Origin of the sequence: Vibrio hepatarius (assembly GCF_011806575.1) — a bacterium.
Classification (GTDB): domain Bacteria; phylum Pseudomonadota; class Gammaproteobacteria; order Enterobacterales; family Vibrionaceae; genus Vibrio; species Vibrio hepatarius_A.
In genome coordinates, this window is the sequence record NZ_JAATOO010000029.1 from 22,698 (window position 1) to 46,679 (window position 23,982).

Annotated in this window: 36 protein-coding genes; 1 reads left to right on the top strand and 35 read right to left on the bottom strand. The window is 47.2% G+C overall.

The features are described from left to right. Positions 1 to 5: 5 nt before the first annotated feature. The 35 genes from rpsD to kefG form a co-directional block, all read right to left on the bottom strand. Positions 6 to 626, bottom strand: coding sequence for a 30S ribosomal protein S4 (rpsD, locus tag HCZ42_RS18605; protein ID WP_006963204.1), 621 nt, complete (start codon positions 624 to 626; stop codon positions 6 to 8). A 27-nt stretch (positions 627 to 653) separates the two neighbouring features. After that, on the bottom strand, positions 654 to 1,043 hold the full coding sequence (gene rpsK, locus HCZ42_RS18610; protein ID WP_001118870.1) for a 30S ribosomal protein S11: 390 nt from the start codon (positions 1,041 to 1,043) through the stop codon (positions 654 to 656). An 18-nt stretch (positions 1,044 to 1,061) separates the two neighbouring features. Continuing rightward, entirely contained in the window at positions 1,062 to 1,418 is a 357-nt protein-coding gene (rpsM, locus tag HCZ42_RS18615; protein ID WP_005383154.1) for a 30S ribosomal protein S13, read from the bottom strand. Positions 1,419 to 1,567: 149 nt separating this feature from the next. Continuing rightward, on the bottom strand, positions 1,568 to 1,681 hold the full coding sequence (gene rpmJ / locus HCZ42_RS18620) for a 50S ribosomal protein L36 (RefSeq protein WP_000868186.1): 114 nt from the start codon (positions 1,679 to 1,681) through the stop codon (positions 1,568 to 1,570). Between the two features lie 38 nt (positions 1,682 to 1,719). Further along, on the bottom strand, positions 1,720 to 3,054 hold the full coding sequence (secY, locus tag HCZ42_RS18625; protein ID WP_053410108.1) for a preprotein translocase subunit SecY: 1,335 nt from the start codon (positions 3,052 to 3,054) through the stop codon (positions 1,720 to 1,722). A gap of 20 nt (positions 3,055 to 3,074) precedes the next feature. Beyond that, entirely contained in the window at positions 3,075 to 3,509 is a 435-nt protein-coding gene (rplO, locus tag HCZ42_RS18630; protein WP_006963206.1) for a 50S ribosomal protein L15, read from the bottom strand. Positions 3,510 to 3,514: 5 nt separating this feature from the next. Beyond that, positions 3,515 to 3,691 (bottom strand): 50S ribosomal protein L30, encoded by a 177-nt coding sequence (rpmD, locus tag HCZ42_RS18635; protein ID WP_004410429.1) that lies wholly within the window; start codon positions 3,689 to 3,691, stop codon positions 3,515 to 3,517. A gap of 7 nt (positions 3,692 to 3,698) precedes the next feature. Further along, positions 3,699 to 4,202 (bottom strand): 30S ribosomal protein S5, encoded by a 504-nt coding sequence (gene rpsE / locus HCZ42_RS18640; RefSeq protein WP_004745894.1) that lies wholly within the window; start codon positions 4,200 to 4,202, stop codon positions 3,699 to 3,701. A 14-nt stretch (positions 4,203 to 4,216) separates the two neighbouring features. Continuing rightward, positions 4,217 to 4,570 (bottom strand): 50S ribosomal protein L18, encoded by a 354-nt coding sequence (rplR, locus tag HCZ42_RS18645; protein WP_004410436.1) that lies wholly within the window; start codon positions 4,568 to 4,570, stop codon positions 4,217 to 4,219. A gap of 9 nt (positions 4,571 to 4,579) precedes the next feature. Continuing rightward, positions 4,580 to 5,113, bottom strand: a complete 534-nt coding sequence (gene rplF, locus HCZ42_RS18650) for a 50S ribosomal protein L6 (protein ID WP_167422242.1) — start codon at positions 5,111 to 5,113, stop codon at positions 4,580 to 4,582. A 13-nt stretch (positions 5,114 to 5,126) separates the two neighbouring features. Beyond that, complete coding sequence (gene rpsH / locus HCZ42_RS18655) at positions 5,127 to 5,519, bottom strand: 30S ribosomal protein S8 (protein WP_053410106.1); 393 nt, start codon at positions 5,517 to 5,519, stop codon at positions 5,127 to 5,129. A 29-nt stretch (positions 5,520 to 5,548) separates the two neighbouring features. Then, positions 5,549 to 5,854: a 30S ribosomal protein S14 gene (gene rpsN, locus HCZ42_RS18660; protein ID WP_053410105.1), complete on the bottom strand. Its 306-nt coding sequence runs from the start codon at positions 5,852 to 5,854 to the stop codon at positions 5,549 to 5,551. Positions 5,855 to 5,871: 17 nt separating this feature from the next. After that, a complete protein-coding gene (gene rplE / locus HCZ42_RS18665; protein WP_114787356.1) occupies positions 5,872 to 6,411 on the bottom strand; it encodes a 50S ribosomal protein L5 in 540 nt (179 codons plus the stop codon). Positions 6,412 to 6,434: 23 nt separating this feature from the next. After that, positions 6,435 to 6,752, bottom strand: coding sequence for a 50S ribosomal protein L24 (gene rplX / locus HCZ42_RS18670; RefSeq protein WP_014230668.1), 318 nt, complete (start codon positions 6,750 to 6,752; stop codon positions 6,435 to 6,437). 12 nt (positions 6,753 to 6,764) lie between these two features. Then, positions 6,765 to 7,136, bottom strand: coding sequence for a 50S ribosomal protein L14 (rplN, locus tag HCZ42_RS18675; protein ID WP_053410103.1), 372 nt, complete (start codon positions 7,134 to 7,136; stop codon positions 6,765 to 6,767). 162 nt (positions 7,137 to 7,298) lie between these two features. After that, the gene (rpsQ, locus tag HCZ42_RS18680) at positions 7,299 to 7,553 is read right to left on the bottom strand and encodes a 30S ribosomal protein S17 (RefSeq protein ID WP_053410102.1); all 255 of its coding nucleotides are present in this window, start codon (positions 7,551 to 7,553) and stop codon (positions 7,299 to 7,301) included. Further along, positions 7,553 to 7,744 (bottom strand): 50S ribosomal protein L29, encoded by a 192-nt coding sequence (gene rpmC / locus HCZ42_RS18685; protein WP_004410456.1) that lies wholly within the window; start codon positions 7,742 to 7,744, stop codon positions 7,553 to 7,555. Before rpmC ends, rpsQ begins: the two co-directional genes overlap by 1 nt. After that, complete coding sequence (gene rplP, locus HCZ42_RS18690) at positions 7,744 to 8,154, bottom strand: 50S ribosomal protein L16 (RefSeq protein WP_053410101.1); 411 nt, start codon at positions 8,152 to 8,154, stop codon at positions 7,744 to 7,746. Before rplP ends, rpmC begins: the two co-directional genes overlap by 1 nt. 11 nt (positions 8,155 to 8,165) lie before the next feature. Then, on the bottom strand, positions 8,166 to 8,864 hold the full coding sequence (gene rpsC / locus HCZ42_RS18695) for a 30S ribosomal protein S3 (RefSeq protein WP_005471060.1): 699 nt from the start codon (positions 8,862 to 8,864) through the stop codon (positions 8,166 to 8,168). Positions 8,865 to 8,883: 19 nt separating this feature from the next. After that, positions 8,884 to 9,216: a 50S ribosomal protein L22 gene (rplV, locus tag HCZ42_RS18700; protein WP_004745877.1), complete on the bottom strand. Its 333-nt coding sequence runs from the start codon at positions 9,214 to 9,216 to the stop codon at positions 8,884 to 8,886. Between the two features lie 10 nt (positions 9,217 to 9,226). Further along, positions 9,227 to 9,505 (bottom strand): 30S ribosomal protein S19, encoded by a 279-nt coding sequence (gene rpsS, locus HCZ42_RS18705; RefSeq protein ID WP_004745876.1) that lies wholly within the window; start codon positions 9,503 to 9,505, stop codon positions 9,227 to 9,229. Positions 9,506 to 9,526: 21 nt separating this feature from the next. Next, positions 9,527 to 10,351: a 50S ribosomal protein L2 gene (rplB, locus tag HCZ42_RS18710; RefSeq protein ID WP_053410100.1), complete on the bottom strand. Its 825-nt coding sequence runs from the start codon at positions 10,349 to 10,351 to the stop codon at positions 9,527 to 9,529. A gap of 16 nt (positions 10,352 to 10,367) precedes the next feature. Beyond that, entirely contained in the window at positions 10,368 to 10,670 is a 303-nt protein-coding gene (gene rplW, locus HCZ42_RS18715; protein ID WP_053410099.1) for a 50S ribosomal protein L23, read from the bottom strand. After that, on the bottom strand, positions 10,667 to 11,269 hold the full coding sequence (rplD, locus tag HCZ42_RS18720; RefSeq protein WP_053410098.1) for a 50S ribosomal protein L4: 603 nt from the start codon (positions 11,267 to 11,269) through the stop codon (positions 10,667 to 10,669). The genes rplW and rplD overlap by 4 nt, the downstream gene beginning before the upstream one ends. A 17-nt stretch (positions 11,270 to 11,286) precedes the next feature. Next, complete coding sequence (gene rplC / locus HCZ42_RS18725) at positions 11,287 to 11,916, bottom strand: 50S ribosomal protein L3 (protein ID WP_005456132.1); 630 nt, start codon at positions 11,914 to 11,916, stop codon at positions 11,287 to 11,289. A 14-nt stretch (positions 11,917 to 11,930) separates the two neighbouring features. Beyond that, positions 11,931 to 12,242 carry a 30S ribosomal protein S10 gene (gene rpsJ, locus HCZ42_RS18730; protein WP_004410492.1) on the bottom strand — a complete coding sequence of 104 codons (312 nt, stop codon included), beginning with the start codon at positions 12,240 to 12,242 and terminating at the stop codon, positions 11,931 to 11,933. A 436-nt stretch (positions 12,243 to 12,678) separates the two neighbouring features. Next, positions 12,679 to 13,416, bottom strand: a complete 738-nt coding sequence (rlmB, locus tag HCZ42_RS18735; RefSeq protein WP_053410097.1) for a 23S rRNA (guanosine(2251)-2'-O)-methyltransferase RlmB — start codon at positions 13,414 to 13,416, stop codon at positions 12,679 to 12,681. A gap of 17 nt (positions 13,417 to 13,433) precedes the next feature. Further along, on the bottom strand, positions 13,434 to 15,893 hold the full coding sequence (gene rnr, locus HCZ42_RS18740) for a ribonuclease R (RefSeq protein WP_167422243.1): 2,460 nt from the start codon (positions 15,891 to 15,893) through the stop codon (positions 13,434 to 13,436). Positions 15,894 to 16,170: 277 nt separating this feature from the next. Next, a complete protein-coding gene (motX, locus tag HCZ42_RS18745) occupies positions 16,171 to 16,809 on the bottom strand; it encodes a flagellar protein MotX (RefSeq protein ID WP_167422252.1) in 639 nt (212 codons plus the stop codon). Positions 16,810 to 17,039: 230 nt separating this feature from the next. Beyond that, a complete protein-coding gene (locus HCZ42_RS18750) occupies positions 17,040 to 18,356 on the bottom strand; it encodes an adenylosuccinate synthase (RefSeq protein WP_167422244.1) in 1,317 nt (438 codons plus the stop codon). 132 nt (positions 18,357 to 18,488) lie between these two features. Continuing rightward, positions 18,489 to 19,433 carry an isoaspartyl peptidase/L-asparaginase family protein gene (locus HCZ42_RS18755; RefSeq protein ID WP_167422245.1) on the bottom strand — a complete coding sequence of 315 codons (945 nt, stop codon included), beginning with the start codon at positions 19,431 to 19,433 and terminating at the stop codon, positions 18,489 to 18,491. A 123-nt stretch (positions 19,434 to 19,556) separates the two neighbouring features. Further along, complete coding sequence (gene slyD / locus HCZ42_RS18760; protein WP_167422246.1) at positions 19,557 to 20,144, bottom strand: peptidylprolyl isomerase; 588 nt, start codon at positions 20,142 to 20,144, stop codon at positions 19,557 to 19,559. Between the two features lie 96 nt (positions 20,145 to 20,240). After that, on the bottom strand, positions 20,241 to 20,435 hold the full coding sequence (locus HCZ42_RS18765) for a YheV family putative zinc ribbon protein (protein ID WP_167422253.1): 195 nt from the start codon (positions 20,433 to 20,435) through the stop codon (positions 20,241 to 20,243). A 71-nt stretch (positions 20,436 to 20,506) separates the two neighbouring features. Further along, entirely contained in the window at positions 20,507 to 22,303 is a 1,797-nt protein-coding gene (kefB, locus tag HCZ42_RS18770) for a glutathione-regulated potassium-efflux system protein KefB (protein ID WP_167422247.1), read from the bottom strand. Beyond that, positions 22,293 to 22,877, bottom strand: a complete 585-nt coding sequence (kefG, locus tag HCZ42_RS18775) for a glutathione-regulated potassium-efflux system ancillary protein KefG (RefSeq protein WP_167422248.1) — start codon at positions 22,875 to 22,877, stop codon at positions 22,293 to 22,295. Before kefG ends, kefB begins: the two co-directional genes overlap by 11 nt. Positions 22,878 to 23,046: 169 nt before the next feature. On the opposite strand from kefG, the gene HCZ42_RS18780 reads away from it, so the two are divergent. Next, positions 23,047 to 23,982 (top strand): ATP-binding cassette domain-containing protein (locus tag HCZ42_RS18780; RefSeq protein WP_167422249.1); only part of this gene is annotated, 936 nt, incomplete at its 3' end.

Here is a 23,982-nt window from a genome sequence, read left to right on the forward strand (position 1 = left end):
AAACCTTACTTAGAGTAAAGCTCGACGATCAGTTGTTCGTTGATGTCAGCAGACAGATCTGAACGCTCAGGTAGACGCTTGAACGTACCTTCCATCTTGCCACCATCTACTTCAATCCAAGTTGGTTTTTCGCGTTGTTCTGCAACTTCTAGAGCCGCTTTAATACGAGACTGCTGTTTAGCTTTCTCGCGGATAGAAACAACGTCGTTAGCCGCAACTTTGAAAGAAGGAACGTTTACAACTTTACCGTTAACTAGGATAGCTTTGTGGCTAACTAGCTGGCGTGCTTCTGCGCGAGTTGCGCCAAAGCCCATGCGGTAAACTACGTTATCAAGACGACCTTCAAGAAGCTGAAGTAGGTTTTCACCAGTGTTGCCTTTTAGGCGAGCTGCTTCTTTGTAGTAGTTACGGAATTGTTTTTCTAGAACGCCGTACATGCGACGAACTTTTTGCTTCTCACGAAGCTGAACGCCATACTCAGATAGACGACCGCGACGAGCGCCGTGTACACCTGGTGCGTTATCAATTTTACACTTGGTATCGATCGCGCGAACACCAGACTTAAGGAATAAGTCAGTGCCTTCACGACGGCTAAGCTTCAGCTTAGGACCCAAATATCTTGCCATGATCTTTCTCCAATTATCCTAGAAACGTTATACGCGACGTTTCTTAGGTGGACGACAACCGTTATGAGGGATTGGTGTAGCATCAACAATGTTTGTGATGCGGAAACCAGCTGCGTTCAGTGCGCGAACAGTAGATTCACGACCTGGACCAGGACCCTTAACCATAACTTCCAAGTTCTTTAGACCGTACTCTTTAGCCATTTCAGCACAACGCTCAGCAGCAACCTGTGCAGCGAACGGAGTAGACTTACGAGAACCACGGAAACCTGAACCACCTGCAGTAGCCCATGCAAGAGCGTTGCCTTGACGGTCAGTGATAGTTACGATTGTGTTATTGAAAGATGCATGGATGTGCGCAACGCCATCTGCAACTTGCTTGCGTACGCGCTTACGAGCGCGAGTTGGTTGTTTAGCCATTGTACTCTACCTTCCCGACTATTTCTTGATCGGCTTACGCGGACCCTTACGGGTGCGAGCGTTGGTTTTAGTACGCTGTCCACGTAGTGGTAGACTGCGACGATGACGAAGACCACGGTAACAGCCAAGGTCCATAAGACGCTTGATGTTCATAGATACTTCACGACGTAGATCACCTTCTACAGTGTACTTAGCTACACCATCACGCAGTTGATCGATCTGCTCTTCAGTTAGTTCACTGATCTTAACATTTTCAGCAATACCCACTTCAGCTAGGATAGCTTGAGAGCGAGTTTTACCGATGCCGTAGATCGCAGTTAGAGCGATTACAGCATGCTTCTGATCAGGAATGTTAATGCCGGCTATACGGGCCATTATTCACTCCTAAGTGTTTCTATAAAAGAATTAGCCACAGCAAAGCCCGTTATGGATACGCTGTGGAATACTACTTCTTTTGCACGCAAAAGGTAGGCCGAGGAATATACTCGACACTACCTTATATTTCAAGTAAAAATTTCTGCTGATTAGCCTTGGCGCTGCTTGTGCTTTGGCTCACTGCAAATCACGCGAACGACACCGTTACGCTTGATAACTTTACAGTTACGGCAGATTTTTTTAACGGAAGCACGAACTTTCATTGCTAAACTCCGTAATTGAAACTGAAACTACCGCCGAATTAACGGCCGTAACCTTTCAGATTCGCTTTCTTCAACACAGAATCATACTGTTGAGACATCATATGAGTCTGTACCTGTGCCATAAAGTCCATGATAACAACCACTACGATAAGTAATGATGTACCGCCGAAGTAGAAACGTACGTTCCACGCGACCATCATGAACTCCGGAATCAGACAGATAAAGGTGATGTATAACGCACCAGCAAGGGTTAAACGCGTCATCACTTTATCAATGTACTTAGCTGTCTGCTCACCTGGGCGGATACCGGGTACGAATGCACCGGACTTCTTCAAGTTATCTGCTGTTTCACGCGGGTTGAAAACCAACGCCGTGTAGAAGAAACAGAAGAAAATAATCGCTGCTGCATAAAGCATTACATACAGAGGTTGACCTGGGCTAAGAGCCAAAGACACGTCAGTTAACCAACCGAACGCGCTGCTCTCACCATTCTGACCAAACCACTGAGCCAGTGTTCCTGGGAACAGGATAATGCTTGATGCGAAAATTGCTGGAATAACACCTGCCATATTAATTTTAAGTGGCAAGTGAGTGCTTTGCGCAGCAAATACTTTGCGACCTTGTTGACGCTTCGCGTAGTTTACAACGATACGACGTTGACCACGCTCCATGAAAACAACAAAGTAAATAACCGCGAATGCTAGTACAGCAATTAACAGCAGAAGAAGTACATGCAATTCACCTTGACGCGCTTGCTCGACTGTTTGACCGATTGCCGAAGGCAATCCAGCAACAATACCTGCAAAGATTAGTAACGAAATACCGTTACCAATTCCACGCTCTGTAATTTGTTCACCTAACCACATTAGGAACATGGTGCCGGTTACTAAACTTACGGTAGCAATTAGCGTAAACATGGTTTGGTTGATAACAACCAGATTGTCGACCATGTTTGGTAAGCCTGTTGCAATACCAATAGCCTGGAATGTCGCAAGTACAAGCGTGCCGTAGCGTGTGTATTGGCTGATCTTACGACGGCCTGCTTCACCCTCTTTTTTGAGTTCAGCTAACGCTGGATGAACTACAGTTAGCAGTTGGACAACAATAGATGCCGAAATATACGGCATGATGCCCAACGCTAATATAGATGCACGCTCAAGAGCACCACCGGAGAACATGTTAAACATTTCTACGATGGTACCTTTTTGCTGTTCGAACAAATCGGCAAGTACAGCAGCGTCAATACCAGGAATCGGCACAAAAGAGCCTGCTCGGAATACTAAAAGTGCACCAATTACGAATAATAAGCGCGACTTTAGTTCACTTAAGCCGCTCTGAGCACTACGAAAATCTTGTCCTGGTTTCTTAGCCATCTGTACCTCGTTCCTCGAGATTATTCCTCGATTTTACCGCCTGCAGCTTCGATTGCAGCTTTAGCGCCTTTAGTCACACGTAGACCTTTTACAGTCACTGCTTTGTTAATTTCACCAGATAGAACAACTTTTACGAATTCGATGTTCTTAGTGATAACGTTAGCAGCTTTAAGGCTGTTTAGATCTACTACGTCACCAGTTACTTTCGCTAGCTCAGCTAGACGAACTTCAGCAGACACTAGGCTCTTACGAGAAGTGAAACCGAATTTAGGTAGACGTTGTTTTAGAGGCATCTGACCGCCTTCAAAACCTGGACGAACTGAACCGCCAGAACGTGACTTTTGACCTTTGTGGCCACGGCCACCAGTTTTACCTAGGCCAGAACCGATACCACGACCTACGCGCTTCGCAGAAGGCTTAGAGCCCGCAGCCGGTGATAGAGTATTCAAACGCATTCTGATTACTCCTCAACTTTAACCATGTAGTAAACCTTGTTGATCATACCGCGCACGCACGGAGTATCTTCAAGTTCTACTGTGTGGTTGATTTTACGAAGGCCCAGACCTTTAAGACACGCTTTGTGCTTTGGTAGGCGACCAATTGAGCTTTTAGTTTGAGTTACTTTAATAGTTGCCATGGTGTTCTTACTCCGAAATAGATTCAACAGTTAGACCACGTTTAGCAGCAACCATTTCTGGCGACTTCATGCTACCTAGCGCATCGATCGTTGCACGAACGATGTTGATAGGGTTCGTAGAACCGTATGCTTTAGATAGTACGTTGTGTACGCCAGCAACTTCTAGTACTGCACGCATCGCACCACCTGCGATTACACCAGTACCTTCTGCAGCAGGCTGCATGTAAACTTTAGAGCCCGAGTGGCGACCTTTCACTGGGTGGTGAAGAGTGCCTTCGTTAAGAGCGATCGTAGTCATGTTACGACGCGCTTTTTCCATTGCTTTTTGGATCGCTGCAGGTACTTCACGAGCTTTGCCGTAACCGAAACCTACGCGACCGTTACCGTCACCAACTACTGTTAGTGCAGTAAAGCTCATGATTCGACCACCTTTAACCGTTTTAGAAACACGGTTAACGGCGATTAGCTTTTCTTGCAAATCATTCGCTTGAACTTGTTGTTCTTTAGCCATCGTCCAACCCTACCTTAGAATTTCAGACCAGCTTCGCGAGCAGATTCTGCTAGCGCCGCTACTCGACCGTGGTATTGGAAACCAGAACGATCAAATGCAACTGACTCAACGCCTTTCTCAAGAGCGCGCTCAGCAACAGCTTTACCTACTGCTTTAGCTGCATCGATGTTACCAGTGTTTTTCACTTGCTCACGGATCGCTTTTTCTACAGTAGAAGCTGCTGCGATAACCTCAGAGCCGTTCGCTGCGATAACCTGAGCGTACACGTGACGAGGAGTACGGTGTACAACTAGGCGAGTCGCACCCAGTTCTGCAATCTTACGACGTGCGCGTGTAGCACGACGGATGCGAGATGCTTTCTTATCCATAGTGTTACCTTACTTCTTCTTAGCTTCTTTAGTACGCACATTTTCATCTGCGTAACGAACACCTTTACCTTTGTAAGGCTCAGGTTGACGGTAAGAACGAATGTCAGCCGCAACTTGACCAACTAGTTGTTTGTCACAACCAGTGATCACAATTTCAGTTTGGCTTGGACATTCCGCTTTAATACCCGCTGGCAACTCGTGCTCAACTGGGTGTGAGAAGCCTAGTGTTAGGCCTACAGCGTTGCCTTTAATAGCAGCACGGTAACCAACACCTTTAAGAGTTAGCTTCTTAGTAAAGCCTTCAGTAACACCAACAACCATGTTGTTAACTAGAGCGCGAGCAGTACCTGCTTGTGCCCATGCGTTTACAACACCTTCGCGTGGACCGAAAGTAAGATTGTTATCTTCCTGAGCAACAACTACCGCATTGTTTAGAACGCGTGATAGTTCGCCTTTAGCACCTTTTACAGTGATTTCTTGGCCGTTTAGTTTCACCTCTACGCCAGCTGGAATAGCGACAGGTGCTTTAGCAACACGAGACATAGTCTACTCCTTATTAAGCTACGTAGCAGATGATTTCACCGCCAAGACCTGCTTTACGTGCAGCGCGGTCTGACATCAGACCCTTGGAAGTTGAAACGATAGCAACACCAAGACCACCCATTACAGAAGGAAGTTCATCTTTCTTCTTGTAAACACGTAGACCTGGACGAGAAACACGTTTAAGTTGCTCGATAACTGGTTTAGCTTGGAAGTACTTAAGAGTAACTTCTAGCTCAGGTTTTGCTTCGCCTTCTACAGCGAAGTCAACGATGTAACCTTCAGCTTTTAGTAGTGCAGCAATTGCAACTTTAAGCTTTGAAGAAGGCATTTTTACAGCAACTTTGTTTGCTGCCTGACCGTTACGAACGCGGGTCAGCATATCCGAAATCGGATCTTGCATGCTCATATGATTTACTCCAAATGATTAAGTGGCAATTACCAGCTAGCCTTACGAAGACCCGGAATCTCGCCTTTCATGCAAGCTTCACGAACCTTAATACGGCTTAGACCGAACTTACGTAGGTAACCGTGTGGACGACCAGTTTGGTTGCAACGGTTGCGCTGACGTGATGCACTTGAATCACGTGGAAGAGATTGCAGTGTTAGAACCGCATTCCAACGATCTTCTTCAGATGCGTTTACATCGCTGATGATAGCTTTTAGCGAAGCGCGCTTTTCAGCAAACTTAGCTACTAGCTTTGCACGTTTAGCTTCACGTGCTTTCATTGATTGTTTAGCCATAACAGTAACCCTTCACCTTACTTACGGAATGGGAAGTTAAAGGCAGCCAGCAGAGCACGGCCTTCCTCATCAGTACCAGCAGACGTCGTAATAGTGATGTCTAGACCGCGTACTCGATCAACTTTATCAAAGTCGATTTCCGGGAAGATGATTTGCTCGCGAACGCCCATGCTGTAGTTACCGCGACCGTCAAAAGACTTAGCGCTAACACCACGGAAGTCACGTACACGTGGAAGAGCGATCGAAATTAGACGCTCAAGAAAATCCCACATACGTTCGCCACGCAAGGTTACTTTACAACCGATAGGGTAGCCTTCACGGATTTTGAAACCTGCAACAGATTTGCGCGCTTTTGTGATAAGTGGCTTTTGACCAGAGATCGTTGCCATATCAGACGCTGCATTTTCTAGCAGTTTCTTATCGTTGATTGCTTCACCAACACCCATGTTTAGGGTGATTTTCTCGATTCTAGGGACTTGCATGACGCTTGTGTAACTGAACTGTTTGGTCAGTTCAGCGACTACAGACGACTTGTAGTAATCATGCAGTTTCGCCATAGTAGAACTCCAAATTACTTCTATTAGTTAGAAACGGTTTCGCCGTTAGACTTAAAGAAACGAACTTTCTTGCCATCTTCGAAACGGAAACCGATACGGTCAGCTTTACCAGTAGCTGCGTTAAAGATTGCAACGTTAGAAGCGTCAATTGCTGCTTCTTGTTCAACGATGCCACCTTGTTGACCTAGAGCCGGAACCGGCTTTTGGTGCTTCTTAACAAGGTTGATGCCTTCAACGATAACTTTACCAGTTGCTAGAACCTTAGTTACTTTACCTTTCTTGCCTTTATCTTTACCAGCAAGAACGATTACTTCGTCATTACGACGGATTTTAGCTGCCATCTTACGTGCTCCTTACAGAACTTCTGGAGCCAGTGAAACGATCTTCATGAACTTATCGCCACGAAGTTCGCGAGTCACAGGACCAAAGATACGTGTACCGATTGGTTGCTCAGTATTGTCATTTAACAGTACGCAAGCATTACGGTCGAAGCGAATGACAGAACCGTCTGGACGACGTACGCCTTTACGGGTGCGAACTACCACCGCCTTCAGTACATCACCTTTTTTAACTTTACCGCGAGGAATTGCTTCCTTAACAGTAACTTTGATGATGTCACCGATATGTGCATAACGGCGGTGAGAGCCACCCAGAACCTTAATACACATTACGCTGCGAGCGCCTGAGTTATCAGCTGCGTCCAGCATACTTTGCATTTGGATCATGTTAGTGCTCCGCTAAATATATAAAAAAACTAGACCCTCACGGGTCGGGCTGCCTCTTTAAAAGGGACGCGAATTGTACCACCCTTTTTTGTGATTGGGTAGTCAAAAAATAAGCGGCTCCAAAAAAAATTTGGAGCCGCTTTTTTTATAGAAGAAACAAAATTAGATTTTCGCTTTTTCTACAACTTTTACCAAAGTCCAAGACTTAGTCTTAGACAGTGGACGACACTCTGCGATTTCAACAGTGTCGCCTAGGCCACACTCGTTGTTTTCGTCATGTGCGTGTACTTTAGTCGTACGTTTAACGTATTTACCGTAGATTGGGTGTTTTACGAAACGCTCGATAGCAACAGTGATAGACTTGTCCATCTTGTCGCTAACAACACGACCTTGTTGAGTACGTTTTACTTCGCTCATTATGCGCCTGCCTTCTCAGTCAAAACAGTTTTCACACGTGCGATATCACGGCGTACAGCTTTCAGAGTATGAGTTTGCTGTAGTTGACCAGTCGCAGCCTGCATGCGCAGGTTGAACTGTTCGCGTAGCAAATTCAATAGCTCAGCGTTAAGCTCTTCAACGCTCTTTTCGCGTAGATCTTGTGCTTTCATCACATCACCTGCTTAGTTACAAATGTAGTCTTGAATGGCAGTTTACGAGCCGCTAGGCGGAACGCTTCACGAGCCAATTCTTCAGGTACACCACCCATTTCGTACATTACCTTGCCAGGTTGGATTTGGGCTACCCAGTACTCAACGTTACCTTTACCCTTACCTTGACGAACTTCAAGTGGTTTTTCTGTGATTGGTTTGTCTGGGAACACACGGATCCAGATTTTACCTTGACGCTTAACGTGACGTGTCATTGCACGACGTGCCGCTTCGATTTGACGAGCAGTTAGACGACCACGGCCAACAGCTTTAAGACCGAATTCGCCGAAGCTTACATCAGTACCTTTAGCTAGACCACGGTTACGACCTGTGTGAACCTTACGGAACTTAGTACGTTTAGGTTGTAGCATCTGTCGACTCCTTACTTACGGCCTTTACGCTGCTTCTTAGGCTTATCGCCTTTAGGCTCTACAGCGTTAGCTGCTGGCATACCGCCTAGAATCTCACCTTTGAAGATCCAAACTTTAATGCCGATCACACCGTATTGAGTGTGAGCCGAAGAAGTTGCGTAATCAATGTCAGCACGTAGAGTGTGTAGAGGCACACGGCCTTCACGGTACCACTCAGAACGTGCGATTTCAGCGCCGCCTAGACGACCGCTTACTTCCACTTTGATACCTTTAGCGCCTAGACGCATTGCGTTTTGTACCGCGCGCTTCATAGCACGACGGAACATAACACGACGCTCTAGCTGAGACGCGATGCTATCACCTACAAGCTGTGCATCTAGCTCAGGTTTACGTACTTCAGCGATGTTGATTTGCGCTGGTACACCTGCAATTTTAGCTACAGCTGCGCGTAGTTTTTCTACGTCTTCACCTTTCTTACCGATTACAACGCCTGGACGAGCAGTGTGAATAGTCACACGGATGCTCTTAGCAGGACGCTCGATAACGATGCGTGAAAGTGATGCTTTTTTCAGTTCACTCGTAAGGAACTGACGTACCTTGAAGTCGCCGTCTAGGTTGTCAGCGAAATCTTTGGTGTTAGCAAACCATGTAGCATTCCAAGGCTTAACGATGCCTAGACGAATACCATTAGGATGTACTTTTTGACCCATTGCTTACTCTCCTAGTCTCTTAGCGATCTGCTACAACAACAGTGATGTGGCTTGAACGCTTCAAGATACGATCCGCACGACCTTTAGCACGAGGCATAATACGCTTCATGATCGGGCCTTCATCTACGAAGATTTTTGCGACATTTAGATCGTCAATATCTGCGCCTTCATTGTGCTCCGCGTTAGCGATAGCTGACTCAAGAACTTTCTTGATTAGGTCAGCAGCTTTTTTGTTGCTGAACGTCAAGATTTCTAGAGCTTGGTCTACAGATTTTCCACGAATTTGGTCCGCAACTAAGCGAGCTTTCTGAGGCGAAATGCGAGCAAAGTTATGTTTAGCTAGTGCTTCCATCATCTACTCCTTAACGCTTCTTAGCTTTCTTATCCACGACATGGCCGCGGTAAGTACGTGTTGGTGCGAATTCACCCAGTTTGTGACCGATCATTTCTTCGGTAACGAAAACTGGTACGTGCTGACGACCATTATGGACAGCGATGGTCAAACCGATCATCGTAGGGATGATCATTGAGCGACGGGACCAAGTCTTAATAGGCTTTTTGTCTCCGCTTTCCACCGCTTTCTCTACCTTCTTCAGCAAGTGTAGGTCAATAAAAGGACCTTTCTTGAGAGAACGTGGCATGGCGATTCCTCTTTATATAGATTACTTGTTACGACGACGTACGATGTACTTGTCAGTGCGTTTGTTCTTACGGGTCTTGAAGCCTTTAGTTGGCATACCCCAAGGAGATACTGGGTGACGACCACCTGAAGTACGACCTTCACCACCACCGTGTGGGTGGTCAACCGGGTTCATTACCACACCGCGAACGGTTGGACGAACACCGCGCCAGCGGTTAGCACCAGCTTTACCTAGTTCACGAAGCATGTGCTCAGAGTTGCCTACTTCACCGATTGTTGCACGGCCTTCAGACAATACTTTACGCATCTCACCAGAACGTAGACGGATAGTTACGTATGCACCGTCGCGAGCAACGATTTGAGCATATGCACCAGCCGAACGAGCTAGCTGACCACCTTTACCAGGCTTAAGTTCAACGTTGTGTACAGTTGAACCTACTGGGATGTTACGCATTGGAAGTGCGTTACCAGCTTTGATTGGTGCATCCGCACCAGACTGGATTGCATCACCAGCTTGAACACCTTTAGGTGCTAGGATGTAACGACGCTCACCGTCTGCGTACAGAACTAGAGCGATGTTTGCGCTACGGTTTGGATCGTATTCTAGACGCTCAACTTTCGCTGGGATGCCATCTTTAGTACGTTTAAAATCAATTACACGGTAGTGGTGTTTGTGACCACCGCCGATGTGACGTACTGTGATACGACCGTTGTTGTTACGACCGCCGTTCTTAGAGTTTTTCTCTAGAAGAGGTGCGTAAGGCTTACCCTTGTGTAGGTCAGCGTTAACAACTTTAACAACGTGACGACGACCAGCCGAAGTCGGCTTACATTTAACAATAGCCATTTCTCAACTACTCCTGTTATTCCGCGCCGCCAACAAAGTCAAGATCTTGACCTTCTTTCAAAGTAACGTACGCTTTCTTAACGTCGCTGCGGCGACCTTGGCGTAGACCTTGACGTTTGGTCTTACCCTTAGTGATAAGGGTATTTACAGACTTAACTTCAACTTCAAATAGCTTTTCTACAGCTGCTTTGATCTCTTTCTTAGTTGCATCGATAGATACTTTGAAAACGATAGTGTTCGCTTTCTCTGCAGCCATAGTTGCTTTTTCAGAGATGTGCGGTGCACGTAGAACTTTTAGGATACGCTCTTCAGTGATCATGCTAGCATCTCCTCAACTTGCTTAACTGCTTCAGCAGTCATTAGAACCTTGTCAAACGCGATTAGAGATACTGGATCAATACCAGCAACATCACGTGCGTCAACTTTGTATAGGTTACGAGCAGCTAAGAATAGATTCTCGTCTACTTCGCCAGTAACGATTAGTACATCGTTAAGCTCAAGCTCTTTAAGCTTAGCTACTAGCTCTTTAGTTTTTGGTGCTTCTACTGAGAAGTTATCAACAACGATTAGACGCTCTTGACGAACAAGCTCAGAAAGAATGCTCTTCATAGCACCACGGTACATTTTTTTGTTTACTTTTTGGCTGTGATCTTGTGGTTTCGCAGCAAAAGTAACACCACCTGTACGCCAGATTGGGCTACGGATTGTACCAGCACGCGCACGGCCAGTACCTTTTTGACGCCATGGCTTAGCGCCACCGCCAGAAACTTCTGAACGTGTTTTTTGAGCACGAGTACCTTGACGAGCACCTGCTGCAAACGCAACAACTACTTGGTGTACAAGAGCTTCGTTAAACTCACGTCCGAAAGTAGTTTCGGAAACAGTTAGTGCATCGGCACCTTTAACCATTAGTTCCATTACTTACTCCTGAGACGTTATGCTTTAACAGCTGGTTTAACGATCACGTTGCCGCCAGTTGCGCCTGGGACTGCACCTTTAATAAGAAGCAGGTTGCGCTCAGCGTCAACACGTACGATCTCTAGGTTTTGAGTCGTTACACGCTCAGCACCCATGTGACCTGCCATTTTCTTGCCTTTAAATACGCGACCTGGAGTCTGACATTGACCGATAGAACCAGGAGCACGGTGAGACAATGAGTTACCGTGAGTCATATCTTGAGTACGGAAGTTCCAACGCTTAACTGCGCCTTGGAAACCTTTACCCTTAGATGTACCAGTAACGTCTACTTTCTTAGTTTCGTTGAATAGTTCAACAGTTAGTTCAGCACCAACTTCGAACTCTTCACCGTTTTCTAAACGGAATTCCCAAAGACCGCGACCAGCTTCAACGCCAGCTTTAGCAAAGTGACCTGCTTCAGCTTTGTTTACGCGGTTAGCTTTCTTAGAACCAGCTGTAACCTGGATTGCTGCGTAGCCGTCAGTTTCAAGAGTTTTCACTTGAGAAACACGGTTAGCTTCAACCTCAACAACAGTTACTGGGATAGAAACGCCTTCTTCAGTAAATACGCGGGTCATGCCCACTTTACGACCGATTAGACCAATCATACTTCTAATCTCCCTTAACCTAGGCTAATTTGAACGTCAACGCCCGCAGCAAGGTCTAGACGCATTAGAGCATCAACAGTTTTGTCTGTTGGCTCAACGATGTCGATTAGACGCTTGTGAGTACGGATTTCGTACTGGTCACGTGCTTTCTTGTTAACGTGTGGAGAGATAAGAACTGTGAAACGCTCTTTACGAGTTGGTAGTGGGATTGGACCACGAACCTGTGCGCCAGTGCGCTTAGCTGTTTCAACGATTTCCGCTGTAGAAGCATCGATTAGTTTGTAATCGAAAGCTTTTAGGCGGATACGGATACGTTGGTTCTGCATGAGACAGAGCTCCAATTATAAAAAATTACACAAACAATATCGCCACTCAGACTCGTCAGGACGAGAGAATGCCGATTGATTTATGTGAAACCGTAGCATCCAAGATTAGGACGCATTGTCAGTTAATTTTCGATTAACTATCCCTACATGCCAAAGTCACCTTTGGGGATAGTTTTTCCGAAGAAAAGATAGCTAATTGTATTAACCGCGAACATAAGCTGAGTCTACATTACCTAATAAACACTTAAGTTTATTAGCTCCTCACTGCTCATTGGTTCACAACTGGCTTAACCAGTGCGCTGCATTATACAGATCACAATTTCAGTTGCAAGGGGTGTGTGAAAATTAAGCGGAATTAATTGCAGACAAAGAAAAGCGCACAAAGCTAAACCCTGTGCGCTAACTTAATCAATATCAATAATTTTCGTGACTAGGATTATGCGAGTCGCTGACGTACCGCTTCAAACAAACACACACCTGAAGCAACCGAAACGTTTAGGCTTGATACACTGCCTGCCATTGGGATTTTGATCAGGTCATCGCATGTTTCTCGCGTTAGGCGGCGCATACCGTCGCCTTCAGCACCCATCACGATCGCCAATGGCCCCGTTAGCTTGGCTTGATAGATATCGTGCGTCGCTTCTCCGGCGGTGCCGACAAACCAAATGCCCTGCTCTTGCAATGCGCGCATCGTGCGAGCCAAGTTAGTCACGCGTACTAGCGGAACAGTTTCTGCTGCGCCGCAAGCCACTTTACTGACTGTCGCATTGATATTGGCTGACTTGTCTTTCGGTACGATAACTGCCGCCACACCCGCCGCATCTGCATTTCGCAGACAAGCACCTAAGTTATGTGGATCTGTGACACCATCAAGCACCAACAGCAGTGGTGCATCATGTTTTGCCAAGATATCATCGAGGTCATTCTCGTTTAGCTGCTTAGCCGGCTTTACTCGCGCCATCACACCTTGGTGGTTCGCGCCACGAGCTTTGTCGTCGAGTGTTTTACGCGTCATCTGCTGGATCGAAACGCCGATTTGTTGCAGTTCGTTAAGAATTGGCATCAAACGGTCATCCTGGCGACCTTTTAAAACGAACGCTTCAATAAAACGCTCCGGCTCACGCGCCAATACTGCTTTTACTGCGTGAATACCGTAAATAAATTCATTACTCATTAACTAAACCTGTTTCGTTACTGCGCTTTCACTTTGTTGCTGCTTTTGGCTTTCTTTGGCTTACTGTTTGGTTTTTTCTTGCGTGCTTTGGTGACTTTCGCTTTCTTGGCACCTTTCTTATGCTCCGCCGTATCTGGTCGCACAGTTGGCTCGATATTTGGTGACGCTTTGTCGCCACCTTTACTCGCCGCACGCTTCTTCGCTTTGGCTTTCTGCTGAGCTTCCGCCGCGCGTTTCTTCGCCGTCTTGCCTTTGCCGCGTAGCTTACGACTTGTTTCGACTAATTCAAAGTCAATTTGACGATCATCTAAGTTCACCGACAGGACTTTCACTTTCACCGCATCACCTAGGCGGTAGATAGCGCCAAAGCTTTCACCGATAAGCCTTTGACCAACCGGATCAAACTGGTAATAGTCGTTCGCCAAGGCGGAGATATGGACTAGCCCGTCAATATGTAAGTCCGTCAAACGAACAAAGAAACCGAAGCTAGTGACGTTTGCAATCACGCCTTCAAGCTCTTCGCCGACATGGTCCTGCATGTACTCACATTTGAGCCAATCCGAGACTTCACGTGTCGCGTCATCTGCTCGGCGCTCGGTCATCGAACACTGCTCGCCGTAGAAGTCCATGTCGTCAAACGAGTAATGGTAACCGCCAGTTGGCGTCCAACGGTCTTGGTTGCGCCCTTCTTGTTTCGCGATCAGATATTTAATCGCACGGTGCAATAGCAAGTCAGGGTAACGACGAATTGGCGATGTGAAATGCGCGTAGCGTTTCAACGCCAAACCAAAGTGACCCGCGTTATCCGCGTTGTAGACCGCCTGCTTCATCGAACGAAGCAGCATGGTTTGAATCAGTTCTTTGTCTTGGCGCTCAGCAATCTGTTTAACCAAGTCCGCGTAGTCGGTTGGTGATGGCTCTAGTCCGCCTTTTAGGTCAAGTCCCAGTTCACCCAAGAAGTCTCTGAAGCCCATCAGACGCTCTTCACCTGGTGGCTCGTGGATACGGTACAGTGACGGCTCTTTCGCTTTTTCCACCAGAGAAGCCGACGCGATGTTAGCCAAAATCATACATTCTTCGATGATCTTGTGCGCATCGTTACGAATCACAGGCTCAATGCTGTCAATTTTGCGCTCAGCGTTAAAGATGAATTTGGTCTCGATGGTTTCGAACTCGATCGCACCACGATGGTCACGTGCTTTCTTCAGCACTTTGTACATTTTGTGCAGTTCTTCCAGGTGTGGAACGAGCGGTTGGTAACGCTGGCGTAGCTCTTCGTCCCCTTCCAAAATATCGTGCACTTTGTTGTAAGTCAGACGAGCGTGCGAATTCATCACCGCTTCGTAATGCTTATAACCAGTCAGTCTGCCCGATTCAGACAACGTCATCTCACACACCATACACAAGCGGTCAACTTGAGGGTTGAGTGAACATAAGCCGTTTGAAAGGACTTCCGGCAACATTGGCACCACTTGCGACGGGAAGTACACCGAGTTACCACGGTTAATGGCTTCTTTGTCTAAGGCTGAATCTGGACGAACGTAATAGCTCACATCGGCAATCGCCACCCACAGTTTCCAACCACCGTCCGGTAGCGCTTCACAGTAAACAGCGTCATCGAAGTCACGAGCATCTTCGCCGTCAATCGTCACTAACGGAAGTTCACGTAGGTCAACTCGGCCTTGCTTCGCTTCTTCTGGAACTTCTTCGCCCAGGCCTTCAATTTGCTTTTCTACCGCTACTGGCCATTCGTGTGGGATCTGGTGAGTGCGAATCGCGATTTGTGTTTCCATACCCGGTGCCATGTTTTCACCCAGTACTTCCACCACTTTACCCATCATGCCACGTGAACGTGAGCCGCGATCGGTAATCTCGATTACGACCACGTTACCCATACGAGCCCCAGCTTTGAGCTCATTTGGGATCAGAATATCTTGTGAAATACGCGAGTCATCCGGCACCACATAAGAGTAGCCGTACTCCATAAAGAAACGACCGACGATTTGTCCGGTTCTTTCTTCCAACACGCGAACTAAACGCCCTTCCTTACGTCCACGTTTTGAATTTTGCGTCGGTTGAACGAGTACGTAATCACCGTGGATAACGTTTTTCATCTGATGATGAGGAAGAACGATATCGTTGTCCTTACCGGTGCTACCATCTGGTCGCACCCAGCCATGGCCGTCTTTATGACCAATAACATAGCCTTTTACCATTTCGAGTTTTTCTGGTAGGGCATAGCACTGGCGACGGGTAAATACGAGCTGGCCATCACGCTCCATCGCTCTTAAGCGACGACGAAGGCCTTCGTATTGGTCTTCACCGTTGAGCTGCAGTGCATCAAACAAGTCATTGCGGTTCATCGGCACACCCGCCTGAGCCAAGAACTCTAGGATGAATTCACGACTAGGGATTGGGTTTTCATAGTTTTCCGATTCACGATCTGCAAACGGGTCGTTATTGATATTATCTGACATAAGCTCGCCTAAATTTAGCAAGGAAGGTATGGAAACTAGTATATCTGACTCACGGTAGAAGCTACAGGCAACTCGCTTCAAATCCATTACTTTTTAATGTCTTTTTCATCACTTAGCTTGGATTAATTCCGTGGGCAGCGTGAATTTATCCAGTTCACACTTTTGTGCAACGCACGGTTCAATAACACACGAACCATAAAAAATGCCCAGCAACCGCTGGGCATTTTTTGCTTTTGACATAAACTTGAGTGCAGACAAGTTCATCTCGGAATTCAGGTTACCAGAAGGTATCGCGCTTTTTCGCTCGAGCAATAATGTTCATCGGCATACGCTGTTCTAAGCCGCGACGCAAAATCGAAATCCGCTTGTGGGTACGTTGGTCAGCCGAAACTGAGTTATATAACCAACGGTAGGCATCTTCGTAATCTAACGGGCTGCCGTAATCGCGGAGTAGCAATTCCGCCAATTGAATACGCGCATTAATGTTCCCCATCGCCGCTGCTTCGCGTAGATATGGAATCGCGCGTTCTTTATCTTGCTGAACCAAGGTTCCACGTGAGTAGTAACGACCGAGTTGTTCTAACGCCGCAGGCAACCCTTGATTCGCCGCGTTTTCCATATAATAGAGACCCAGTTCTACATCTTGGTCAACACACACACCCCACGCTAACATATCGCCATAGAGAAACTCGTATGCCGGTAAGTTAATACGGGTAGCACGAGCAACGATATCTTCCACCAACTGGCAGTTATCGGCTTTTATGCGTGCAAGGTGCTGGTTTTCATTCACCAACGTGATCAGTTCTGCTTCGGAGTAGATAGGTACTGGCTCGCCAATCTCCTGCAAGCCGTTAGCCTTAACCATAAAGGTACTAGCCGCCAATACCATCGAAGCCGCTAATTGTTTTAGCTTCATTGTCTGCACTCTTAACTTCGATAATCGGCATTCGTTTTTCACCAACGCCGGAATTGCCGCAGTTGCGGCAAGTTTGATATTAATATCGGCAAGTGCCGCTAACTCTTTAATCAAAATTGCCGTGTTATGGCAAAAGATTGCCATAGAGTGTCTAAAAAGTCAGCGTTTAGCAGGCATAAAAAAACCAGCGACATAGCGCTGGTTTTCTAATTTACTGATAACAATCAGGATTAAGATTCGAATGGGTGAACCTTGATGATTGTTTCATTACGGTCTGGACCAGTAGAGATAATGTCTACAGGCACGCCCGTTAGTTCTTCGATACGCTTGATGTAATCTAGAGCCGCTTTTGGTAGCTCTTCGATTGATTTCGCACCGAATGTGTTTTCTGACCAACCAGGCATTGTTTCGTAGATTGGCGTTGCTTGTTCAAATGCTTCAGCAGCCATTGGCGAAACTTCTAGTACAGATCCGTCTTCCATCTTGTAACCAGTACAGATTTTTAGCTCTTCTAGACCATCTAGTACGTCTAGCTTAGTTAGACAGAAACCAGAGATAGAGTTGATTTGGATTGCACGACGCATAGCAACTGCATCGAACCAACCTGTACGACGTAGACGACCCGTTGTTGCACCAAACTCGTGACCTTTAGTACCTAGGTGTTTACCTACTGGATCTTGTTTCTCTTGACCGTCGTAAAGTTCTGTCGGGAATGGACCTGAACCTACACGAGTACAGTAAGCTTTCGCGATACCAAGGATGTAACCGATGTGACGAGGGCCGAAACCAGAACCTGCAGCAACACCACCAGCAGTCGTGTTAGAAGACGTTACGTATGGGTAAGTACCGTGGTCGATATCAAGTAGCGTACCTTGCGCACCTTCAAACATGATCTTGTCGCCGCGCTTGCGTGCTGCGTCTAGTTCGTCAGTTACGTCGATAACCATTGAAGTTAGTAGCTCAGCGTAGCCTTGTGCCTGCTCAAGTACTTCTTCGTAGCTTACTGCTTCTGCTTTGTAGAAGTTAACTAGTTGGAAGTTATGGAATTCCATCACTTCTTTTAGTTTCTCAGCGAACGCTTCCATATCGAATAGGTCGCCAACGCGTAGACCGCGACGTGCAACTTTATCTTCGTATGCTGGACCGATGCCACGGCCAGTTGTACCGATCGCTTTCTTACCACGAGCAAGTTCGCGAGCTTGGTCAAGCGCGATATGGTAAGGAAGAATTAGAGGACAAGCTTCAGAAATGAAAAGACGCTCGCGTACAGGAATACCGCGCTCTTCAAGAGGTTTCATTTCTTTAAGTAGAGCTTCAGGTGATAGTACTACACCGTTACCGATAACACATTTTACGTTATCGCGAAGGATACCTGATGGAATTAAGTGAAGAACGGTTTTTTCACCGTCAATTACTAGAGTGTGGCCTGCATTGTGACCGCCTTGGTAGCGAACCACATATTTTGCATCTTCAGTTAAAAGGTCTACGATTTTACCTTTACCTTCGTCACCCCATTGGGTGCCTAGAACGACTACGTTATTACCCATCTTTCCAAGTCTGATTGCTGATTAAAAATGGATTCTAGCACTGAATCACATTTCTTGCAGTTATTTTTTAATCACGCTTGCACAGCGCTAAACTAAGTGTTTGTTGGTATTGTCTTTTTCAAACAATGCTGCTTATTTTTCTGCGGCGTATATCTTAATTTCCATCGCTCCTTGGGTATCAATTCCAGCGCGGTACATACCGCTACTATTCATCGCATAACTGATGTTGCCGAGCGCATCTAACGCGATCAAACCGCCCTCTCCACCCATGTTTTTTAGCTCACCATTGATCACGGTTTCACTCGCCGTCACAACGTCTTCGCCTAAGTAGCGCATTCTTGCCGCCACATCACCCGCAACGCATTTGCGAATAAAAAATTCACCCATTCCCGTGGTCGACACCGCAACGTTTCCATTTTCTGCAAAAGTGCCTGCACCAATGATTGATGAGTCACCTACTCGGCCGTATTTCTTATTGGTCACGCCACCAGTGCTGGTTGCAGCGGCCAAGTTTCCTTGCTGGTCGAGCGCCACTGCGCCTACCGTGCCGTGTTTGCTGTCATCTGGGTACTTAGACTCAGACAAAGCGAACAAGCCTTTTTCTTTCATCGACTGCAGTTGGTCATAACGGCGGTCGGTGTAGAAGTAATCTTGTTCGGTGTATTCGTATCCGTGTTCAAACGCGAACTCTTCCGCACCTTCTCCAATCAACAAAACATGATTGCTGTTGAGCATCACATCACGGGCCAACTCAATCGGGTTGCGAATATGGCGCACACCCGCCACAGCGCCGGCATTCATCTCTTTACCGTGCATAATCGACGCGTCCATCTCGACCATTTCTTTGTGGGTCAGTACGGAGCCCTTACCCGCATTAAAATGTGGTGAGTCTTCCAACACTTTGACTGCTGCCACGACCGCATCCAGCGCATCGCCACCATTTGCCAGCACTTGATGCCCCGCTTTGACCGAAGACTCAAGATCGCGTCTGATTTGCGCTTCTAACTCCGGCGTCATTTGTTCGCGTAAAATCGTCCCGGCACCACCGTGGATAGCGATAGAAAATGGCTTGCTCATGGGTTTACTCTCCGAGTATCTGGAGTTGATCAATTCAACGGGTATAAAAAAGCGCAAGCTAATCTGGTTAGCTTGCGCTCTGTTATTCTATCTTACTAAACGTAAGTTCAGCATCGGCTCAGATTAGTGAGAACCGCAGCCACCGCCACCGCAGCAACCGTCTTTCTTCTCTTCACCGTGGCTGTGGCCTTCGCCGCCACAACAACCGCCTTCGTGATCGTGGTCATGGTCGTGACCACAACCGCCAGCTTGGTGAACGTGGCCGTGCTCAACTTCTTCCGCTGTTGCTTCACGCAGCGCGACAACTTCAACGTCAAAAGTCAGCGTTTGACCTGCAAGCATGTGGTTACCGTCAACCACGACTTCATCACCGTCAACTTCAGTAACTTCAACAGGGATTGGACCTTGGTCAGTATCCGCTAGGAAACGCATACCAACTTCGATCTGCTCAACGCCTTGGAATACGTCTGCAGGAACGCGTTGTACTAGCGCGTCGTTGTGCTCACCGTATGCTTCTTCTGGAGTAACAGTTACTGAGAACTTAGCACCTGCTTCTTTACCTTCTAGGGCATCTTCAAGACCTGTGATCAGGTTGTTGTTACCGTGAAGGTAATCTAGTGGTGCTTCAGTTGTTGATTGGTCAACAACCACACCATCTTCTAGTTTTACTTGGTAAGCAAGACTTACTACTACGTTCTTTTCAATTTTCATAATTACTCCAAGGAGTTAGAGAAACGGAGCAAAAATCTTGCTCCGATTAACAAAGTGTCTATCCACGTATTATGGGGATTGATTATAGAAACTCAATTATTCTGGCTTAAAAATTCCGATCATCTCCTGACCGCTGTGTTCAGTTTTTTCTACAGATTGCGGTTTCCGCTGATCGATGTGCGAGCACTCGACACATTCAACGATTTCGATATTATTCTCTATCCACCAGCGTAATGTGTCCTGCTGCGAACACTTAGGGCAACTTGCGCCTGCGATAAACCTTTTCTTCATTTCTCTTACTTCACTCGTCACTTCCAACCTATACACCGTTTTAAAAGAGGGCGTACACATCGGCTATTGGATCAATCCCAGAAGTATTTTGATTGTTGGTCGCTTTCCATTTCACGTCCAAAAATCTCTTCCAGTTCTTTTCGGGCTTCTTTGGCTCTTAAGGCCAATTGCTTATCGTCAGTGTGCTGAGGTAACAACTCTTTCAGCATCGCATTGTCCAGCTTCCGGAAATGCGCTTCCGCTCGTTTGGCCTGATAGGGATGCATTCCCAATTCGACCAACGCCTGACGCCCCAAGTCTAACGCACCTAAGAAGGTTTCGCGCGAGTACCTTTCGATTCCGTGACTGAGCAATTGATATGCTTCAACCCGGCTGCGCGCTCGCGCGAGGATTTTAAGCCTTGGGAAATGTTGTTTACACAGCTCAACGATATTCATCAGTTCATCTGGCGAATCGGTACAGATGATCATCGCTTCAGCTTTGTCTGCCCCAGCGGCACGCAGTAAATCAAGCTGGGTTGCGTCACCAAAGAAGACTTTATAACCGTATTTACGCAGCAATTGGATCTGACTGGCGTCACTTTCGAGTACCGTTACTTTGATCTTGTTGGCGTACATCAGACGACCAACGATCTGACCAAAGCGACCAAAACCCGCGATAATCACGCGAGGTTGTTTGTTCACCACATCACTACGACGTTGTTTAGTTTGCTGAATATTAAGACCTCGCGCATACCAGCGGTTTTGCACCGTGAGTAACAACGGCGTGGTCACCATAGATAAACTCACCACCACGAGTAAAAACGCAATTTGGTCTTGGGTTAACAAACCTTCTGCACTAGCTGCGGTAAAAATAACAAAGGCAAACTCACCACCTTGGCTGAGGATCGCCGCCATCTTACTGCGTGATTTGGCGCGGCCACCGGACAAGTGTGCCAGCACATAAAGGATCAGCCCTTTACACACCACTAAACCCGTAACTGCCAACAGCACCGCGACTGGTTGTAACGCCAGCAACCCGAGGTTAACCGCCATGCCAACCGCGATAAAAAATAGTCCCAACAACAGGCCTTTGAACGGTTCAATCGCAATCTCTAGTTCATGGCGGTATTCACTCTCTGCCAGTAGCACCCCAGCCAAGAAAGTCCCGAGTGCCATCGATAAACCAAGCTGCTTCATGATCAGTGCGATGCCGATGACCAATAGCAAAGCCGCGATGGTGAATAATTCGCGTACGCCACTCATCACCACATAACGGAACAGTGGTCGCAGTAGATAATGGCCACCGACTAATAAACCACCGACACCACCGAGCATCCAGATAACATCCAGCCAGTCACCTGCGCTATTCCCTGCTAAGACTGGCAATATCGCCAACATCGGAATCACGGCGATATCTTGGAACAGCAGCACTGCAAAACCCGACTGCCCAGCTTCACTGCCTTCTAAACCTTGCTCTTCGATCACCCGCAACGCAATCGCGGTGGAAGACAACGCCAAGCCCATACCGATCACTAAACTGGTTTGCCAGCTTGTACCCAATAGATAAGCCACACTGGCGAGCAATAGCGTGGTTATTACAACCTGTGCGCCGCCGAGACCGAGAATTGGCCCTTTCATTTGCAACAGTTTGGTCGGATTTAACTCCAGACCAATCAAAAACAGCAACAGTACGACACCAAACTCGGCAAAGTGCAAAATCGCTTCAACGTCACTGATTAAGCCCAAGCCCCAAGGACCGATCGCCACACCCGCGAGCAGATAACCAAGTACCGAGCCCAGCCCTAAGCGCTGCGCGAGTGGCACTGCAACGACCGCAGCAGTGAGGAAAATTACGCTACTTTGTAGAAAGTCACTTTCAGCTGCCATGCTGACCTCCTACTAGATTGTGATCGTCATGGGTAAGACTTATCAGCCACTGACGATAAGCTTCGGCGTGCTGGTAGCGTTCCATTTCTGGCACTCGTCTCGCCCAGTACAACACTAAAGGCTCAGCCCATTCCATTTGACACAAGGCTGCGGTCAGCTCAAACGGCTGTAGGATTTCAGACATCGGATAACGGTTATAACCGCTGGCGTTAAAGGCGTCCTCACGACCACCTGCAGTAATCACGCTGCGCCACACTTTACCTTTCAGTGCCTCTCCTGAACCGAACGCAAAGCCTTTACACAGGACGCGGTCAAGCCATTCTTTTAACAACGCGGGACAGGAATACATATAAAGCGGGTGGTGGAAGACAATCACATCGTGATTCAGCAATAGTCGTTGCTCTGCTTTGACGTCGATAAAAAAATCTGGGTAATGGGCGTACAGGTCGTGCACCATCACGTGATCAAGCGATTGAATTTTCTTGATCATCATTTGGTTGGCGACTGAACTATCCGGCTCTGGGTGAGCGTAAAGCACAAGTACTTTGGGTGTTTTCGATGGTCTGGTCTGCATTCCTTGGACAGCAATCCTTATTAGTGATGAAGCCCTCTCACTGTGGCTAGGCTCATATTATCGTTATCAGATTGTTATACGTCTTTGTTACACATAATACAATGATCGACATTTAATCTCATTCCCCCTACTATTCTGCGCGATACGAGCAAAGATAAAGCACAAAACTATGATTACCTTTTCTGACATCCAGCTTCTTCGTGGCGGTAAACCGCTTCTGGACCAAACTTCTGCAACCATTCATCCAGGCGATAAAGTCGGCCTAGTGGGTAAAAACGGTTGTGGTAAATCCACCCTATTTGCGTTGATTAAAGACGAGTTGTCGGTGGATGCTGGTAACTTCAGCAAACCAGCGCATTGGGAATTAGCTTGGGTTGCACAGGAAACACCGGCGCTTGAACGCAGCGCGATTGAGTACGTAATTGACGGTGACCGTGAATACCGTGCGTTAGAAGAAAAACTCGCACTCGCAGAAGCGAACGATAACGGCACGCTCGTCGCCGATATCCACGGCCAGATTGAAACCATCGGTGGGTATAGTATTCGCGCTCGCGCGGCAGAACTGCTCGACGGTTTGGGTTTTAGCCAAGAACAGATGAGCTGGAACCTAACCCAGTTTTCTGGTGGTTGGCGTATGCGTCTTAACTTAGCGCAAGCGCTGCTGTGCCGCTCTGATTTGCTCTTACTCGACGAACCGACCAACCACTTAGACTTGGACGCGGTGATGTGGCTTGAACGCTGGTTGCAAAACTACCCAGGTACTTTGGTGCTTATCTCGCACGACCGTGATTTCTTAGACCCGATCGTCGGTCGAGTGATCCACATCGAAAACGAACAGCTTAACGAGTACACGGGTAACTACTCGTCGTTCGAAGAGCAACGCGCGCAAAAACTCATCTTGCAACAAGCGATGTATCAAAAGCAGCAGAAGCAAATGTCGCACATGCAAAGCTACATCGATCGCTTCCGCTACAAAGCGTCGAAAGCTCGCCAAGCGCAAAGCCGTATCAAAGCGTTGGAACGGATGGAGAAAGTGTTACCTGCGCAGTTCGATAACCCGTTCAGTTTTGAGTTTCACGAACCGGATGCGCTGCCAAACCCAATC